Annotated in this window: 14 protein-coding genes; 5 read left to right on the top strand and 9 right to left on the bottom strand. The window is 68.6% G+C overall.

The annotated features are described in order from the left end of the window. Positions 1 to 138 precede the first annotated feature (138 nt). Positions 139 to 2,715, top strand: a complete 2,577-nt coding sequence (locus Q0718_RS02860; protein ID WP_298913162.1) for an HWE histidine kinase domain-containing protein — start codon at positions 139 to 141, stop codon at positions 2,713 to 2,715. On the opposite strand, the gene Q0718_RS02855 is transcribed toward Q0718_RS02860, so the two are convergent. Further along, positions 2,712 to 4,106 carry an ATP-binding protein gene (locus Q0718_RS02855; RefSeq protein WP_298913159.1) on the bottom strand — a complete coding sequence of 465 codons (1,395 nt, stop codon included), beginning with the start codon at positions 4,104 to 4,106 and terminating at the stop codon, positions 2,712 to 2,714. The two genes, Q0718_RS02860 and Q0718_RS02855, sit on opposite strands and share 4 nt — an antisense overlap. A gap of 266 nt (positions 4,107 to 4,372) precedes the next feature. Between Q0718_RS02855 and Q0718_RS02850 the strand changes: the two genes are divergently transcribed. From Q0718_RS02850 to Q0718_RS02835, 4 genes are read left to right on the top strand one after another with little or no spacing between them, the layout of a single operon-like run. After that, positions 4,373 to 5,479 carry a hypothetical protein gene (locus Q0718_RS02850; RefSeq protein ID WP_298913156.1) on the top strand — a complete coding sequence of 369 codons (1,107 nt, stop codon included), beginning with the start codon at positions 4,373 to 4,375 and terminating at the stop codon, positions 5,477 to 5,479. Continuing rightward, complete coding sequence (locus Q0718_RS02845; protein ID WP_298913153.1) at positions 5,479 to 6,564, top strand: hypothetical protein; 1,086 nt, start codon at positions 5,479 to 5,481, stop codon at positions 6,562 to 6,564. The genes Q0718_RS02850 and Q0718_RS02845 overlap by 1 nt, the downstream gene beginning before the upstream one ends. Further along, the gene (locus Q0718_RS02840) at positions 6,561 to 7,193 is read left to right on the top strand and encodes a PIG-L family deacetylase (protein WP_298913150.1); all 633 of its coding nucleotides are present in this window, start codon (positions 6,561 to 6,563) and stop codon (positions 7,191 to 7,193) included. Before Q0718_RS02845 ends, Q0718_RS02840 begins: the two co-directional genes overlap by 4 nt. Continuing rightward, the gene (locus Q0718_RS02835) at positions 7,190 to 7,873 is read left to right on the top strand and encodes a class I SAM-dependent methyltransferase (RefSeq protein ID WP_298913147.1); all 684 of its coding nucleotides are present in this window, start codon (positions 7,190 to 7,192) and stop codon (positions 7,871 to 7,873) included. Before Q0718_RS02840 ends, Q0718_RS02835 begins: the two co-directional genes overlap by 4 nt. Positions 7,874 to 8,672: 799 nt before the next feature. Here Q0718_RS02835 and Q0718_RS02830 read toward each other — a convergent pair. The 8 genes from Q0718_RS02830 to Q0718_RS02795 all read right to left on the bottom strand — a co-directional run bounded on the left by Q0718_RS02830 (position 8,673) and on the right by Q0718_RS02795 (position 16,478). After that, positions 8,673 to 8,987, bottom strand: coding sequence for a DUF3240 family protein (locus Q0718_RS02830; protein ID WP_298913144.1), 315 nt, complete (start codon positions 8,985 to 8,987; stop codon positions 8,673 to 8,675). 12 nt (positions 8,988 to 8,999) lie between these two features. Then, positions 9,000 to 10,046, bottom strand: a complete 1,047-nt coding sequence (locus tag Q0718_RS02825; RefSeq protein WP_298913141.1) for a sodium-dependent bicarbonate transport family permease — start codon at positions 10,044 to 10,046, stop codon at positions 9,000 to 9,002. A gap of 60 nt (positions 10,047 to 10,106) precedes the next feature. Next, complete coding sequence (locus Q0718_RS02820; protein WP_298913139.1) at positions 10,107 to 11,078, bottom strand: zinc transporter ZntB; 972 nt, start codon at positions 11,076 to 11,078, stop codon at positions 10,107 to 10,109. Positions 11,079 to 11,126: 48 nt separating this feature from the next. Further along, the gene (gene pabB / locus Q0718_RS02815) at positions 11,127 to 12,821 is read right to left on the bottom strand and encodes an aminodeoxychorismate synthase component I (RefSeq protein WP_298913136.1); all 1,695 of its coding nucleotides are present in this window, start codon (positions 12,819 to 12,821) and stop codon (positions 11,127 to 11,129) included. A 3-nt stretch (positions 12,822 to 12,824) separates the two neighbouring features. Continuing rightward, positions 12,825 to 13,775 (bottom strand): biotin-dependent carboxyltransferase family protein, encoded by a 951-nt coding sequence (locus tag Q0718_RS02810; RefSeq protein WP_298913134.1) that lies wholly within the window; start codon positions 13,773 to 13,775, stop codon positions 12,825 to 12,827. Beyond that, positions 13,772 to 14,422 carry a 5-oxoprolinase subunit PxpB gene (gene pxpB, locus Q0718_RS02805; protein ID WP_298913131.1) on the bottom strand — a complete coding sequence of 217 codons (651 nt, stop codon included), beginning with the start codon at positions 14,420 to 14,422 and terminating at the stop codon, positions 13,772 to 13,774. Before pxpB ends, Q0718_RS02810 begins: the two co-directional genes overlap by 4 nt. Next, positions 14,419 to 15,207 (bottom strand): 5-oxoprolinase subunit PxpA, encoded by a 789-nt coding sequence (locus tag Q0718_RS02800; protein ID WP_298913129.1) that lies wholly within the window; start codon positions 15,205 to 15,207, stop codon positions 14,419 to 14,421. The genes pxpB and Q0718_RS02800 overlap by 4 nt, the downstream gene beginning before the upstream one ends. A gap of 80 nt (positions 15,208 to 15,287) precedes the next feature. Beyond that, positions 15,288 to 16,478 (bottom strand): NAD(P)/FAD-dependent oxidoreductase, encoded by a 1,191-nt coding sequence (locus tag Q0718_RS02795; protein ID WP_298913126.1) that lies wholly within the window; start codon positions 16,476 to 16,478, stop codon positions 15,288 to 15,290. Positions 16,479 to 16,480 lie beyond the last annotated feature (2 nt).

Below are 16,480 nucleotides of genomic sequence, written 5' to 3'. Positions count from 1 at the left end.
TGTGGCCAGAGGATAACGCTCCGCTTCAGAGCCCGTAGGAAAGGGCTGCGATGGCGCCCTATCGCCCGCCGGACCGCTTTGTTAACAGGCGCGCTCAAGTCTGCGATGGACGGCGCGGCCCAATAGATCGAGGAACGGATGGCCAAAGCCTTTCTGAGTCAGGACGAACAGCTCGCGCTCGACAATTGCGACGCCGAACCGATCCATACGCCCGGACAGATCCAGCCGTTCGGCTGCCTGCTGGCCGGGGATCTCGACATGGTCCGCATCGACTATGCGAGCGCGAACACGGCCGACGTGCTCGGCCTTCCGGCGCGCACCCTGCTGGGCACGGATTTCGTCGAATTGCTGGGGCGCCAGCTCGTCCACGACATCCGCAACATGCTGAGCATGTCCACGGCGGCGCGCCAGCGCGAACGTGTCGGGTCGATGATGCGCGACGGCGTCCGGGTGGAGCTGTTCGCGCACCGCAACCCGGACAAGCTCGCCGTGATCGAATTCGAGCCGGCCGAGCCGCCGCGCGAGGACCGCCGCTCGCCGGTCGAACGCATGCGCGTCCTGCTCGACAAGGCCAGCCACCAGCGCACGATCCAGGGCCTGCTGAAGGTCTGCACGCACGGCCTGCGGGATCTGACGGGCTATGACCGCGTCAAGGCCTACCGTTATGCCGACAATGGCGACGGCGAAGTCGTGGCCGAATCGCGTGCCGCCAAGGCCGACAGCTTTCTCGGCTTGCGTTACCCGGCCTGGGACGTGCCGGTCCAGGCGCGGGCGCTGCAGATCAAGAACCCCGTCCGCATCCTGACGGACGTCGCGGCCGACCCCGTGCCCGTGCTGGCCGTGACCGATGACCTGCCGCCGCTCGACCTCGGCCTGGCGCATCTGCGCGGCGTTTCGCCCATCCATATCGAATATCTGAAGAACATGAACGTCGGCGCGACGCTGACCATCGGGCTGGTGGTCGCGGGACGCCTGTGGGGGATGTTCGCCTGCCACCATATGAGCGACAAGACGATCGGATCGGACCTGCGCATCGCGGTCGAACTGTTCGGGCAGCTCATCTCCCTCGTCATCCAGCAGAAGATCGAGGTCGAACGGTCCTCGGCCCGGGCCATGGCGGGCCAGAGCCGCAGCCGGATCCTGGCCGAAACCGACGCGGCGACCGATCTGCTGCACGCCTTCGCGGACCTCGGCCCGATCCTGCAAGGTGTCGTCGAAAGCGACGGCGTCGCGGTCATCCGCGACGACCGGGTGCAGGTCCTGGGCTCCACACCGTCTTCCGACCTCATTCGCGTGATCGCGGCGCGCAAGCCCGACGAAGAAGACCTGATCGAGAGCACGTCGTCGCTGGTGCACGGGAAATGGGTGGGCGACGCGGATGCCGGCCATTCGGCCGGCTGCATGCTGATCCGCTGCACGGCGGCCTACCCGCTGCAGCTCATGTTCTTCCGGGACGGCAAGACCCGCAAGGTCAACTGGGCCGGCAAGCCGGAAAAGACCATCGTCACCGGCCATTTTGGCGCCCGCCTGCACCCGCGCCAGAGCTTCGCCGCCTATCTGGAAGAACAGGACGGCTGGAGCATGGACTGGTCCGCCTTCGACAAGGAGGCCGGGCGCGAACTGCAGATCCTGCTGACCCAGATCACGGCCAAGGGCGAGCGCGCGCAGATGCTGCGCCACAAGGACCTGGTCAACCACCAGCGCCAGCAGGACCTGATGATCGCCGAACTCAATCACCGGGTGAAGAACATCCTCGCCCTGATCCGTTCGCTGTCGCGGCAGGCCAAGTCCTCGTCCGCCTCGCTGGAAAGCTACGCGCAGGCGCTGGAGCAGCGCATCGCGGCCCTGGCCGCCGCGCACGACCTGGCCGTGTCGAACACGATGAAGGGCGTTTCGCTGCGCCGCATCCTGGAAACCGAGCTCAAACCCTATGCCAGCCCGGACGGCGCGCAATACCTGCTCGCTGGGCCGCGCATCGGCCTGCGCCCGGATGTCGCGCCGATCGTCGCGCTCGTCTTCCACGAAGTCGTCACCAACGCCGCCAAATACGGAGCGCTCAGCACGCCGGACGGGCTGGTGCGGGCGCGCTGGTCGCTTTCGGACGCCGGGCTGGCCTTCAACTGGCAGGAACTGGGCGGGCCGCGCGTGACGGAACCGGAGCGCCAGGGCTTCGGCCGGTCGCTGATCGAACGCGCCATACCCTACGAATTCGACGGCACCGCCGATCTGGCCTACCCGGAAGGCGGCGTGACCTTCGACTTCACCCTGCCGCCCGATACGTTGACGGAAATCAGCGAGGACGAGACCGCGCCGGACGGCGGCGTCGTCGGCATGATCGGCAAGGTCGAGATGGCGGCCAGCGACCGCCGCGTGCTGCTGGTCGAGGACAATCTGGTGCTGGCCATGGACATGGTGGAGAGCCTGACCGAGCTGGGCGCGGAGGTGGTCGAGACCTGCAGCACGGTCAAGGAAGCGATGCGAATGCTCGACCGGGAGACGTTCGACTTCGCCGTGCTGGACATGAACCTGCGCGGGGTCGTGTCCTTCGACATCGCCCGCCGCCTGAAGACGGACGGCGTGCCGTTCCTGTTCGTCACGGGCTACGGCTCCGGGCTGGATATTCCGGCGGAGCTCGACGGCACCCGCGTGCTGACCAAGCCGATCGACGACACGTCGCTGTCGAATGCCGTCGCCGCCATCCTGGACGGCGCCTAGCCGGTCAGGCGCTCGCCTGGCGGCGCGGCGGCATCCTCGATCAGCGGCGGGGCGCCGTCTTCCCGGCGCATGACCTCCAGCGGGACCGCGACGCAGAACAGCGAGCCGCGCCCCGGCTCGGACCGCACGGTGATCTCCCCGCCGAACAGATCGGCCAGCTCGCGGCAGATGGCGAGGCCCAGACCGAAGCCGCGCACCGTGTTGGCCAGCCCGTCTTCGGCCTGTTCGAACCGGTGGAAGATCCGCGTGAGGCGGTCTTCCGTGATGCCGATGCCGCTGTCCTGGACGAAGACGTTCAGCCACCAGCGCTCATCGGCCATGGCCTGGCCGCGCAGGCTCACCGCGACGAACCCTGCGTCGGTGAACTTCACCGCATTGCCGATCAGATTGCCGACGATCTGGCGCAGGCGGCCATGGTCGCCCACGAACATGTCGGGCAGGCCCGGTTCGACGGACAGGTGCAGGCGCAAGCCCTTGGCGCGCGCATTGGCCTGGTGGAGCGCGACGAGCGAATCCAGCATCTTGGCGGGATTGAAGGGCGTCGGCTTGAGCGTGATGCGGTCGGCTTCCAGCCGCGACAGGTCGAGAATGTCGTCGATCACGTGGATCATGCCGCTGCCGCATTCGTCGACGATGCGGGCATAGCCGCGCTGCTGGTCGTCCAGATCGCTGCGCAGCAGCAGCTGGTTCATGCCCAGCACGCCGTTGAGCGGCGTGCGCAGCTCGTGGCTCATATCGGCCAGGAACTGCGTCTTGGCCGCTTCGGCGGCGCGGGCGGCCGCCAGGCTGCGTTCCAGCGACCGGAACAGGCCGTTCAGCGACACGGACAGCAGCGCCATCACCACCCCGACCAGCACGATCGCGATGCCGGTCTGCATCGTGCGCTGCGTGTTGCGCAACGCCACATAGTCCGGGTCCGACCATACGGCGATGTCGGTCCCGGCCGCATTGACGTGGAGCCAGCCCGTCAGCACGACCGCGCCCAGGCAGTAGAGCAGCAACGATCTGCGCGATCCCAGGATCGCGACCAGCACGATGCCGACGACCATGTTGGACAGCAGGGCCGAATTGATGCCGACCCCGGCCGGAATGGCCGTGCCGCCGACCCCGATCAGGATGATCCCGCCCCACAGCACCGCGAACACATCGAAATCGGCATGGTAGCGCAGCGTCAGCGCCGATCCGCTGAGCCCTGTCACGGCCAGCACCAGCAGCGTATGGTCGAGGATCCACCCGCCATAGGAAAAATACATCTGGACGGCGTTGACGATCTGCGTCGCCAGGAAGGCCAGCGCCGTCACATAGACGGTGCGCGCGCGGAATTTCGCCGACGCGGTCGTCAGGCGGTCCAGGCGGAGAAACGCTTCCCACCGTGCAATCAAGGCTTTCATACGGTCTATCCCGTTCTCCCCCGCGCGCGCCGTCATAATCGCAAAATCCTTCGAAGGCGTTGATAAGTCCGCGGCTGTTTTCGAACGCGACCGCTTAACCGCAGGCATTCGGTTCGGATTTGGCCGCGAACGGATCGCCGCCTCGTTCGTAATACAAGGTGGCGACATCCGTCCGGCTCCCGGTCGGGGCGGACCGCCCGAAAACTGTCTGACTGAGAAACTGTCCGGGAAACCGCCTGCGGACAGGAACATGGGAGAGCCGGATCATGAACGACGCCGACCTATATGACTTCGTCCCGCCCCGCACGGGCCGCTACGGGCCGCGCGCCTATGACCGCGCGCCCTGCATCGTCTGCGTGCCCGCCAAGGCCGAGGCGCGCCGACTGCCCGGCTTTCTGTCGGCGCTGGCGACGGCGTTCCGGGACCTGCGCGACCCGCGCGGCTGCCTCGTCGTCGCACTGGACGGAAACGGCGACGACAGCCGCGACATCCTCGAAGAACGAAAACGCCATTTCCCGGTGGAGATCCGCATCCTGGACCTGCCCGCCCATCCGCAGCCGCATGCCGGCCGGGTGCGCCGGGCCGCGCTGCAGGAAGGCACGCGCGCCTTTCCCGTCGAGGAGGCGATCCTGTTCACGACCGACGCCGACACGCTGGTGGACCGCCATTGGCTGAGCGCAACGCGCGCCCTGATGGGCGAGGCCGACATGGTCTGCGGCGACATCTGGCGCGACGACAATCAGGGCAACGTCATCCGCGCCCCGCACGAGCATCATTACCACGACCTGCACCGGGCGCGCCGCCGCATCGACCCGGTCGCCCATGACAGTCCCGATCCCCACCCCCAGGGCTACGGCGCGTCGATCGCCCTGCGCCGCGACGTCTACTACGCCATCGGCGGCTGCCCGTCCGTTCCCAGCGACGAGGATACGCGCATGGTCGCCGAGGCCCGCCGCTGGGGCTACCGCGTGCGCCAGGACCGGTCCGTGCGCGTGCTGACCAGTTCGCGCCGCACCGGCCGGGCGTGCGGCGGGCTGGCCGAAGCGCTGGTGCGCGAGGACGCACAGGCCGCGCGCGGCGAGCCTTTCAAGGTCGTCGATCCGCGCCGCTATCTGCACCTCTACCAGCTGTCGGCGGAATTGCGCCGGGGCTTCGCCCATGACGATGCCGGCCGGGTCGCGCGGGCGGCCGACCGGCTCGGGCTGGACCGGATGGCCGTGCAGCGGGCCTGGAACCGGGCCCGTTCCGCCGACGCCTTTGTCACGCAGGCCCTGCCCGATCCGCAATTAACCCCCGACATGGCGCTGGATCAGGCGCGCGCGATCCTTGCGCGCGAAATGGACGCGCCCGCCCGGCAGATGGCGGCGGTCTGATGCCCGATCTTCGCAACAGGTCGTCGGACGCGGACTCCGCCCCAGCCGGAAAACTGGCCGACGACAGGCCCGACGACCCGCGCCTGCCGTTCACGCCGGAGGGACTGCAATCCCGCTTCGCCGCGCTCGGCACGGACGACATCCTGACCTATGACGATCCCGCCAGCGTCGCGCGCACCATCCGCCGCATGATCGCGGCGGGGCGAAAAGACGCCGCACTTGGCCGCCTGTTCGAAGGCCATGTCAACGCGCTGCAACTGGTCCGCCTCTATGGCAGCGAAGACCAGCGCGGCTGGGCCGAAACCGCCCAGCGCCGGGGCCACCGCGCGGGGGTCTGGAACAACGACCATCGCGGCAATCCGCTGCGCGAGGACGAGGGCCGCCTGCGCGGGGCCAAGAGCTTCGCCTCGGGCGCGGGGCTGCTGACCCACGCGCTGGTCACGACCCGCGCCGACAGTCCGGACCATGTGCGGATGTGGCTGGTGGAACTGGACGAGGCGACATCGCGCACGGACCGCAGCTGGTGGCAGCCGGTCGGGATGCAGCGTTCGGAAACCCATATCGTAAGCTGGGACGGAGCGCGCCCGGCGCGCGCCGGTCCCGTGGGCGGACCGGGGCTGTATCAGCGCCAGCCGCACTTTTCCGGCGGCGGGCTTCGTTTCGCCGCCGTGCAGGCGGGCGCGGTGGCGGGATTGCACGACCGGCTGGTGGCGGCGCTGACGGAACGCGAACGCGCCGGGCACCCGGTGCAACGGCGCCGCATCGCCGAAAGTTTCTCGGAGGCCCAGACCGCCATCGACGCGGTGATGATGGCCGCCCATGCCTACGAGCCGTCCGATCCGGACCTGCTGCCGCGCGTGGACGCGGCGCGGCACCGCGTGCTGGAGTGCGCGGAACGCCAGATCATGCGCGTGCAGCGCGCCGTCGGCCTGTCGGGCCTGATGCACCCGCATCCGCTGGCCACGCACCTGTCTGACCTGGCCGTCTATATCCGCCAGCCCAACCCGGACGGCAGTCTGGACGCGGTCGCCGAAGCCGTGCTGGCGAACGGACCGACGGGCGGTCTGGACTTCAACACGGCATGAACCCTGCGACCATCAGCGACCTGCTGGTCGTCGCGCCGCATCCGGACGACGAGGTGATCGGCTGCGGCGGGTTGATCCAGCACGTTCGCGCGCAAGGCGGGCGGGTCACGGTCGCCATCGTCAGCGACGGCGCGGCGTCCCATCCGGGATCGGCGGCCTATCCGCCGCACCGCCTGCGCGCCGCGCGCCGCCGCGAAAGCCGGGCCGCGCTGGCCCATCTGGGCGTGGCCGGGGACCGGGTGCATTTCATGGACCTGCCGGACGGCGGATCGGACCGGTGGGACCGGCCGGACCGGCTCGACGCGCTGCTGTCCCGGCCCTTCGACGCGGTCGCCCTGCCGTCGCCTTTCGACAACCATGCCGACCACCGCGCGGCGCACCATATATGCCGGGGCCGGACGCGGGCGCGGGTACTGAACTATCTGGTCTGGCCGCATGAAGACGGCCGCCGCCCGCCGCCGGATGCCGAGCTGGCGATCGACATCGCGCCCTACCGCGTGCGCAAGGCCGAAGCGCTGTTGCACTACGCCACGCAGCTGGGCGCGATCACGGATGCGGACTGGAATTTCGCCATCGACCAGCCTCTGTTCCAGCGCTTCACCGCGCCGGTGGAACGGTTCCACCTGTGAGCGCCCCGATCCGCATCGACGGGTTCGAGGCCGTGTTCCGGGCCGATCCCGACCCGTGGGGAACGTATGAGCGCCGCGACGAAGCGGTGAAGCGTCGCGCCGTCGCCCACGCCTGCGGCCGCACGCGCGGGCGCGGGCTGGAACTGGGCTGCGGGAACGGGTCGAACACGCGCCTGCTCGCGGCGCGGGCGCTGCGCCTGCACGCGCTGGACGGCGCGCCCAGCGCGGTGGCCCTGACCCGGGCGCGCGCCGGCAGTCCGCGCGTCAGCATCGAACGGGCGCTGTTGCCGGACGGCGCGCCGGATACGCCGTTCGACCTGATCGTGATCGCGGAAGTCCTCTATTACCTGACGCCGCGGGAGATCGCCCGGCTCGGCCGGCGGTTGCGGCTGGCACCGGGTGGGCGGCTGGTGCTGGCGCACCACCATGTCGATTTCGCCGACACGTCGAGCCGGCCGGCCCGGGTGCACGACCTGTTGACGCGAGCGATGCGGCCCGGCCCGGCGGTGTTCACGCGGCGCACGGCGCGATGGCGCGTCGAAGCGTTCGACGCCCCTGAAACGGAATACGGCCCTGAAACGGAGCAGGGCCCTGAAACGGGGCCGAATGCAATCCATCCGCGTTTATGCCCCTTAATCGGCCCGCGCTCGGCGTTGAAATCATTGGGTTTGCGAAATTAATTTGGGAATTATATCCTAACTACCCGAATGTGCGGTATGTTGGGCCCGTTCTTCGCCAGGCACGAGGGGGGTGTACGACCCTTCGGACGGCGGGGACCGGAAGCCAGGGCTGGTCGGTCCGAGCGGGAAAACACGAAAAGGCGGGCGACCCCGTCCCTTCGTCCGCGCCGATCCTTCGCTGTCGCTTCGGACCGTGGTGTAGCAGACCACCGGCCGGGCGGACGGTAGGGGGACCGGGACAGACCGGTGAGAGGTCCGCGCGTCGTACACGCCGCATCTCTCCCCCGACGCTTCATCGGTGTGCCGCCGCTGGTCCGACCGGGCCGCGCGCGCCTTGGACGCCGGGACCGTGCCGTTTTACGCGGACTCCCCGGCCGAGACCGCGGTCGCCCCCAACGGGGCGCAAGCCGGGGGACGAAGGGGCGGCCACGGGTGACGGCGAAAAGGCCGGACTTCCCCGCGCGGGCCCTGCCCTCGTGAGAAACGGTATCTTCCCTTCCTTCCCGTCGCGGGAGGCAGGGCCTGCGCCTCGTGCCGCCCATCGCCGGCGGCGCAAGACACGCAGCACTCCTTGCCGGACGGGGCGGTCCGGTCGCACGCGAAGGCGTGCGCGAATGACAGTATCGCGTCCACCTCGACGAACAGCCCCGGAATTCCACCCCCGGCACCCCGTGTCCGGAATGACGACACGCTCCTCACCCCGGACTCGACCGGGGGTCGTCACAGGCCGGCCGGGATGACCGGAACGGCTGGGAAATGGATCCCGGATCGAGGGAAACGGGAAGCTCCGCCCGCGTCCTCAGAACCGCTTGGCGCGGATCACCTCGACAGGCGAGAGATAGACGATCCCGGCATAGTCGATGAAGACGTCTTCGGCGATCTCCTCGGCCACCTTGCGGGCCTGGTGGTCCTTTCCGAAGACGGCGTCGATCTGCACGATGGTGAAGTCGTGGATGACCGAGGCGCGGTCGCCGACGCGGTCCCCGTGTTCGCCCTTGCCGCTGCCGTCGAACAGAGTGTGGCCCTTGGCCCCGCCCGCATAGAGCATGTCGATCAGGCGGTCCTGCAGCAGGCGTTCGGCGATGACGGTCAGCTTGGTGGCGTTCGAGAACATGGCGGGCCTTTCCTATGTCGCGCCGAATACCATCTCGCCCAGCGCGAGGAAGAGCGGGATGCAGACGGCGATGGCGATCGGCGTGCCGATGCTGGTGGACGACCCGATGAAGGACGCGGGATTGGCCGACGGGATGCCCGCGCGCAAGGTCGGCGGTCCGGAAATGTCGGAGTTGGACGCCGCGATGATCGCCAGGATGACGACCCCGCCGGGCGAAAACCCGACCAGCACATGGGCGACATAGCCTAGGCCGAACCCGATCAGCCCGTGCGCGATCGGCGCGATCAGCGCATAGACCGCGAACCAGTGCGCCACGCCGCGCAGCTCCGACAGTCGCGAATAGGCTTCCATGCCCATGATCAGCAGCAGGATCGAGAGGAAGCCGCGGAACAGCGGCTCGTAGAATTCCTCGTAGACGCGGCCCGGTTCGGCCAGCAGGCCGATGGCCAGTCCCAGGATCAGGGCCGACAGGGCGGAGCCGCGCAAGCTGTCCTTGACGATCTTGCCGACCTTGACGCGTTCGCGCTTCACCGCGACGACTTCGCCGCCCGCCGCCGCGGCCTCGCGGGCCTTCGCCTTCTGTTTGTGCAGGCTGGCCATCACGATGGCGAGCACGAGCGCGGGGATGTCCATGAACGGGTAGAGCGCCGGCGCCCACGCTTCGTAGGCGACGTTTTCCTGCTGCATCACCACGATGGCGGCGGCGAGCGTCGAGGCGCTGACCGCGCCGAACAGGCCGGACGTGGCGATAGCGTCGTCGAACCGGATGCCGGGAAGCCGGGCCAGGGTCAGCCAGCCGAGCAGCACGCAGACGACCCCCGTCAGGGTCGCCATCAGCGCCGGCAGGGCCAGCGCGGCCAGATCCGCATCGCGGATCTCCATCCCGCCATGCAGGCCGATGCTCATGAGGAGGACGAAAATGATGAACTGGTAGATCGCGTCCGGCACGGTCAGCTTGGAGCCCAGCGCGGCGAGCAACGCCCCGCCGATCAGGAAGGCGAGGGTCGGCGAGCGCAGCTGCGTGACGAAACTGTTGGCGAAATCGAGAAGCAGGTCCACGGCGCTTCAACCTCCCTTACGCGCCGCCTGAGGCGGACGGCTCCGCCCGCCCTGCCATGCCTAGATCCATTTCACCAGCCGGAACACGGCCAACTGGACGATGCCGATGACGACGATGATGCCGGTCACGTACCAGAAGCCGTTCCCGTCCTCGACCCATGGCATGCCGCCCACATTGATGCCCATCATGCCGCTGACCAGGCCCAGTGGCAGGAAGATCGCCGCGACCACGGACAGGACCATCATGTTGCGGTTCATCTCCTCGGCGCGCATGTCGGTCAGCTGGTCCTTGACCACGGCGCAGCGTTCGCGGACCGCGTCGAGCTCCTCGGCGACGCGGGTCGCCTGGTCGGCGGCGTCGCGCAGGCGCAGCTGGTCGTCGCCGTTGATCCAGGGCAGCTGCTGCTGCGACAGGGCGGTCAGCGCGTCCTTCTGCGGGGCGAGGTAGCGGCGCAGCATGATGGCCTGGCGGCGCAGTTCCGCGACCTTGCCGCGCGCCGCGTCGCGCTGGGAGGGGTCCTTGCCTTCGAGCAGCTCCTCGAGCGTGTCCACCCGCTCGTTGAGGTCCGTGATGGTCGGGCTCATCCGCTCGATCAGGGCCAGCGCGAAGGAGGCGATGAACCCGCCCGGCGTGCGCGAGACGGTCTGGCTGCCGAGCCGTTCGACCATGTCGCCGATCGCCTTCATCGGCTTGCCGTTGCAACTCACCACCCGGCCGGACTGGATGAAGAAGCGCAAGGGGATCATGTCCTCCGGATTGGCGCCCTCGTTCAAGTTCACGCCGCGCAGATTGATCAGCACGTCCTTGCCGCGCACAATCGTGCGCGGGCGCGTGTCGAACGCCAGCAAAGTGCGCGTGGCGATGGCGTCCACGCCCTCGTCGGCGGTGAACAGCGCGTGCGTTTCGGGATCGTTGCGGTCGAAATGGTACCACGCATAGCCTGCGTCCAGCGGATCGCCGAAAACGTCCGTCGGCGCCGGACTCGCCTGCCCGGCTTCGTCGATCGTCCAGGCGTGGAGAATGCCGCTCATGAGCCCGGCCTTAACGCGGATGGGGCGAAGCGCCTAGCCCGATCGGACTCATTGCGGCTCCGGCGAGATCAATTCCGCGCGCAGAAGCCCGCGCAGGCTGTTGCCGACGAAAACCGCATCCGCGGCCAGCAGGGAGGCAAGGCTCACCCGCGCTTCGACGGCCAGCCCGCGGTCCAGCAGCTCGGCGCGCAGCACGCCCGGCAGCAGGCCGGGCGCGCGCGGGGTCAGCAGGCGTTCGCCGCTCTGCACGAACAGGGTCGTGAACGAGCCTTCGCGCAGATCGCCGTCCGGGCCGAGGAACAGCGCTTCGTCCGCGCCGCACAGCACGTGCAGGCGCGCCCGTTCGCCGTCATAGAAATCGCGGCGCGAGGTCTTGATGTCCGTGCGCTGCACCGCGTCGGTCAGCGCATAGCGCGACAGGGCCAGGCGGACGGGTTCCGTCATGGGCTGGAGGGGCTCCAGGCCGCAATGGGTGACGCCGTCGGTCCCGGCGGAAACCCGCACCCGCATCGGGACGCCCGACTTGGGAAGCGTGTCCATGGCTTTGTAGAAGGATCCGTTGGGCCGGGCCTGATGGAAGCGCGCCGCGTGACGGGCGTCGCGAACGCGGGTTCCGTCCGGATCCAGGCGCAGCGTTTCGATCGCGTGTTCCGGCTGGGGCGTCAGCAGCGCGGCCTTGAGCAGGCATTCGCGGTATTCGTCGGGACCGTCCGAATCGAGCACGACACCGCTGCCGACATCGTAGCGCAGCGTTCCGTCCTGCAGGACGGCGGTGCGGATCGCGACGGAGAACGCCGCGTCGCCGTCGGGCGCGATGAATCCGACCGCTCCGCAATAGGCGCCGCGCGGCCCGGCTTCGAGGTCGGCGATTATCTCCATGGCGCGGATCTTGGGCGCGCCCGTCACGGAGCCGCAGGGGAACAGCGCGCGGAAGATATCGGACCAGCGCGCATCGGGGCGCAGCCGCCCGGTGACCGATGACGTCATCTGGGTCAGCGTCGGATAATCCTCGACCGCGAACAGCTCCGGCACCGCGACGCTGCCCGGTTCGCACAGGCGCGACAAATCGTTGCGCAAGAGATCGACGATCATCAGGTTCTCGGCGCGGGACTTGGCGTCGTCGCGCATGTCGTCGGTCGAGCCCTTGGGGCGGGTGCCCTTCATCGGGCGCATCCGCATGTCCGTGCCGCGGCGTTCGAAGAACAGTTCGGGCGAGAAGCTGACGATGTCCGGACCCTCGTCCCCGTGCAGGCTGAGCACCGCGCCGTAGCGTCCCGGCTGGCGGCGGCGGAACCCCGCATAGAGTGCGGCAGGGCCCGCATCGGTCGTGCCGCGCATCGGAAAGGTCAGATTGATCTGGTAGGCGTCGCCCGCGCGCAGGTAGCGTTGCACGGCGTCGAACCGCTCGAGATAGTCCGCCTGCGACCAATCGGGCGAAAGGTCCACGGCAGGCGGCGCCGCCCGATAGAGCAAATCGGCAGGCGGATGGCCGGACGGCGCATCGAACAGTCCGAGCCGCACCAGCTCGGTGCCGGGTGCGGCCAAATGGGCGAGTCTTGGCTCCAGCGCGGCGGCGAATTCATAGGCGAAGGATCCGGCGATCCATTGCCCGTCGGCAAGCGCGGTCTCCATGGCCTCGAAAAACGGCTCGACCGGGTCGCCCATGCGATATGTGAGTAGGCCACGGCTTTGCGTGAAATGAAGCTGCCGATGCGTCGCCTGATCATCCAGCAGGACGAACACGGGCTAGAAGCCGAACCCCGGGATCAGAGTGCCCCAGACGGCGTTGCGCGTCTGCAATATGTCCGGAGCCTCGCCGTCCAAGGCACGGCGGAAGCTGATCTGCATGCCCGGCGCGATCTGGCCCAGCAGCCATTGGTCGGCCTGGATCACGTGCAGGCCGCGCGCATAGCCGCCCGTGCAGTGCCCGTCCGCCAATGCCAGGATGGGCTGGCCGTCCGGCGGGCATTGCAGCGTGCCGGGCAGCAAGGGTCCGCTGGTCATCGACAAGGGCTCATCCGTCACGATCCGGTCGCCGCGCAGGCGCGATCCCATCCGGTCGGTCGCGGGCGTGGCGATGAAGGGCGTGTTGAACAGGTAGCGGCGGCTTTCGGCGCTCAACCGGTCTAACTCCGGGCCGGCCCGCGCGCGCAGCACGGCATGGCTGGACAGGGACGGAATATAGCCCTTGGGCAATGTCCGGGCCGGGCCTTGGGCCGGTCCGGCGAGGCCAAGGCCGTCCCCGGCCTTCAGCGCGCGGCCTTCGATTCCGCCCAGCGCGGCGGGCATGTAGGTCGAAACGGAGCCGAGGAAGGACGTGGCCGCCAGCCCGCCCGCGATCGCCACATAGGCCCGGCAGCCTTCGCGCGCATAGGACAGGGTCAGGATGTCGCCCGCGTCAACCCCGACGGCGCGGTTGCGTTCGACATTCATGCCCTGGACCTGCGCGCCCATATGCGCGCCGGTGATGGCGATGGTCGCCTCCGTCTCGAACCGCAGATGCAGCCCGCCCAGCGCGCATTCCAGCGCGGGCGCGTCCCAGGCGTTGCCGACGAGATGGTTGGCCACGGCGAAGGACAGCCGGTCCGCCGCACCCGAACGCGGAATGCCCAGATGGCGGTGGCCCGGCCGCCCGGCATCCTGCACGGTCGTCTGCGTGCCGCCGTTCAGGACCGTGATCGCGGCTTTCGCGCTCATCGCGGCACGAACCGGATGCGGTCGCCGGTCTCCACCAGGAAGGGCGGGTCGCGATCCGCATCGAACATGAGCGCATCGGTGCGGCCGATGATCTGCCACCCGCCGGGGCTTTCCAGACCATAGATCCCGGTCTGCCAGTTGGCGATGCCGACACTGCCCGCCGGAACCTTGGCCCGCGGCGTCTCATGACGCGGATGCCGCAGGACCGGATCGACGTCCGACAGAAAGGCGAAACCCGGAATGAAACCCATCATGCAGACGCGGTAGTCGCGCCCGGAATGCAGGGCGATCACCTCGTCCGCACTTCGGCCGATCCGCTCGGCCATGGCGTCGAGATCGGGTCCGTCCGCTCCGCCGTAAGCGACAGGGATTTCGATCAGGCGGCTATCGCCTTCGTCGGCCTTCAACGGCCCACGCGACAGCGCGTCGCGGATACGTTCCAGCGCCACGGACTGGTCAAGGCGCGCCGCGTCGAACGCGGCGACCAGGCTGTCATAGCCCGGCATGACTTCGGTGAAGCCGCCCTTGCGGCGCAGGCGCGCGGCCAGCGCATGGACCGCGTCGCCGACATCGGCGTCGTAGCCGTCCGCTTCCCATTCGACCAGCACGGCATGGTCGCCATATTCGCGCAAATTCGGCCCGCTCATGCTGTCGCGTCTCCGGTCGAAAAAGCTTCGATCGTCACGCCTTCGGCCTCGATCGCGGCGCGCGCCTGACGGGCCGTTTCCACCGCGCCCGCACTGTCGCCGTGGACGCAGAGCGAGCGCGCTTCGATGTCGAGCATGCGCCCCGACACGGTGCGTACTTCCCCGGTCGTGGCCAGGCGGCGCGCCTGGTCCAGCCGGGCGTCGGCATCGGCGATCACGGCGCCGGGCTGCCCGCGGGGGACCAGATGACCGTCATCGGAATAGAGCCGGTCGATGAACCCTTCGGCGACGAACGCCAGGCCCTGCGCGGCGGCCGCCTCGCCCATGCGCGAGTTCGGCCCGCCCAGCAGGATCAGGCCGGGGTCGGTCTCCGCGATGGTCCGCGCGATCAGATCCGCCTTGCGACGATCCCCGACCGCGTCGTTATAAAGCTGGCCGTGCGGTTTGACATAGGCGATCCGGCCGCCTTCCTCTTCGGCGATCTCCCACAGGCGCATGATCTGCGCGCGTATGGACTGGACCAGATCGTCTTCGGCGATGTCTTCGTCCAGCACCAGCGAGCGGCGACCGAAATTCTCACGGTCCGGATAGGCCGGATGCGCGCCGATGGCGACGCCGTTCTCCAAAGCGCCGCGGACGGTGCGGCGCATCGTTTCGTCGTCCCCGGCATGACCGCCGCAAGCGATGTTGGCGGAACTGATGTGGCGCAAGATCGCGGCCTCGGCCGCCGCCCATTCAGGCGTGTCGGCTTCGCCGATATCCGCGTTGAGGTCGATCGTCTTCATCGAACCGGCTGTAGCAGGTTCGTCGCGGGAGGGAAGTAGGCGGAAAGGCGTAAGAGCGAGAAAGCGCAAGATGAGCCCGCTCAACACACCTCGCCGCACGCGACCCCGCTTGCCCAGGCCCATTGGAAATTGTGCCCGCCCAGATGGCCGGTCACGTCCACGACCTCGCCGATGAAGTAGAGGCCCGGCACGGATTTCGTTTCCATCGTCTTGGACGACAGTTCGTCCGTGCTGATCCCGCCGCGCGTGACTTCCGCCTTGCGGTAGCCTTCGCTGCCAGCCGGTTTGACCCGCCATTCACTGACCTGCAGCGCCAGGTTCAGCAGCGCCGTATCCGGCATGTCGGCGAGCCGGTCGTAACGCAGTCCGGCCGACAGATGCTCCGCCAGCCGCGCCGGCAGTCGCTCGGAGAGCCAGGCGGACGGGGACAGGCGCGGCCGGGCCTCCCGGTCCTGCTTCAGGGTCGCCAGCACATCCGTGCCCGGCGCCAGATCGACGATGAACGCCTCGCCCGGTTCCCAATAGGAACTGATCTGCAGCACCGCCGGGCCCGACAGGCCGCGATGGGTAAACAGGAGAGGTTCGTCGAAGCGGATGCGCTCGTTGACGACGGCGGCATCCACCGCGACGCCCGACAGCGCCTTGAGCGGCGCCGCGGCCTCGTCCGTGAACGTCAGCGGCACGAGCGCCGGGACCGTCTCCACGATGTCCAGTCCGAACTGCTCCGCTACGCGGTAGCCGAACCGGCTCGCGCCCATCTTCGGGATGCTCGGCCCGCCTGTCGCGATGACCAGGCTTTCGCAGGAGACGGTCTGGGTCGGCGTCGTCACGGCGAAGCCGGGGCCGGGCTTGGACACGCCCAGCACGTCCGTGCCGAGCCGCAGCTCCACGCCCGCTTCCCGGCATTCGGCGACCAGCATGTCCACGATCTGGGTCGATTTGCCTTGGCAGAACAGCTGTCCCTTGGCCTTTTCCTCCCACGCGATGCCGTGGCGTTCGACCAGCTCCAGAAAGTCGTGGGGCGTGTAGCGGGACAGGGCGCTCTTGTGGAAATGCGGATTCGCACTGATGAAATTCTCGTGGGAGGAGAAAAGATGGGTGAAATTGCAGCGCCCGCCTCCTGAAATGCGAATCTTCTCTCCCGGCCGTTCGGCATGATCTATCAGCAGGACGCGCCGGTCGCGCCGTCCGGCGACGATGGCGGCCATCAGGCCGGCGGCCCCGGCCCCGACGATGACCACATCGAAATCATATCGGGAAACGTCGTTCACGA

Origin of the sequence: uncultured Algimonas sp. (assembly GCF_947498175.1) — a bacterium.
Taxonomy (GTDB): domain Bacteria; phylum Pseudomonadota; class Alphaproteobacteria; order Caulobacterales; family Maricaulaceae; genus Litorimonas.
This window is presented reverse-complemented; position numbering and strand designations above follow the sequence as displayed.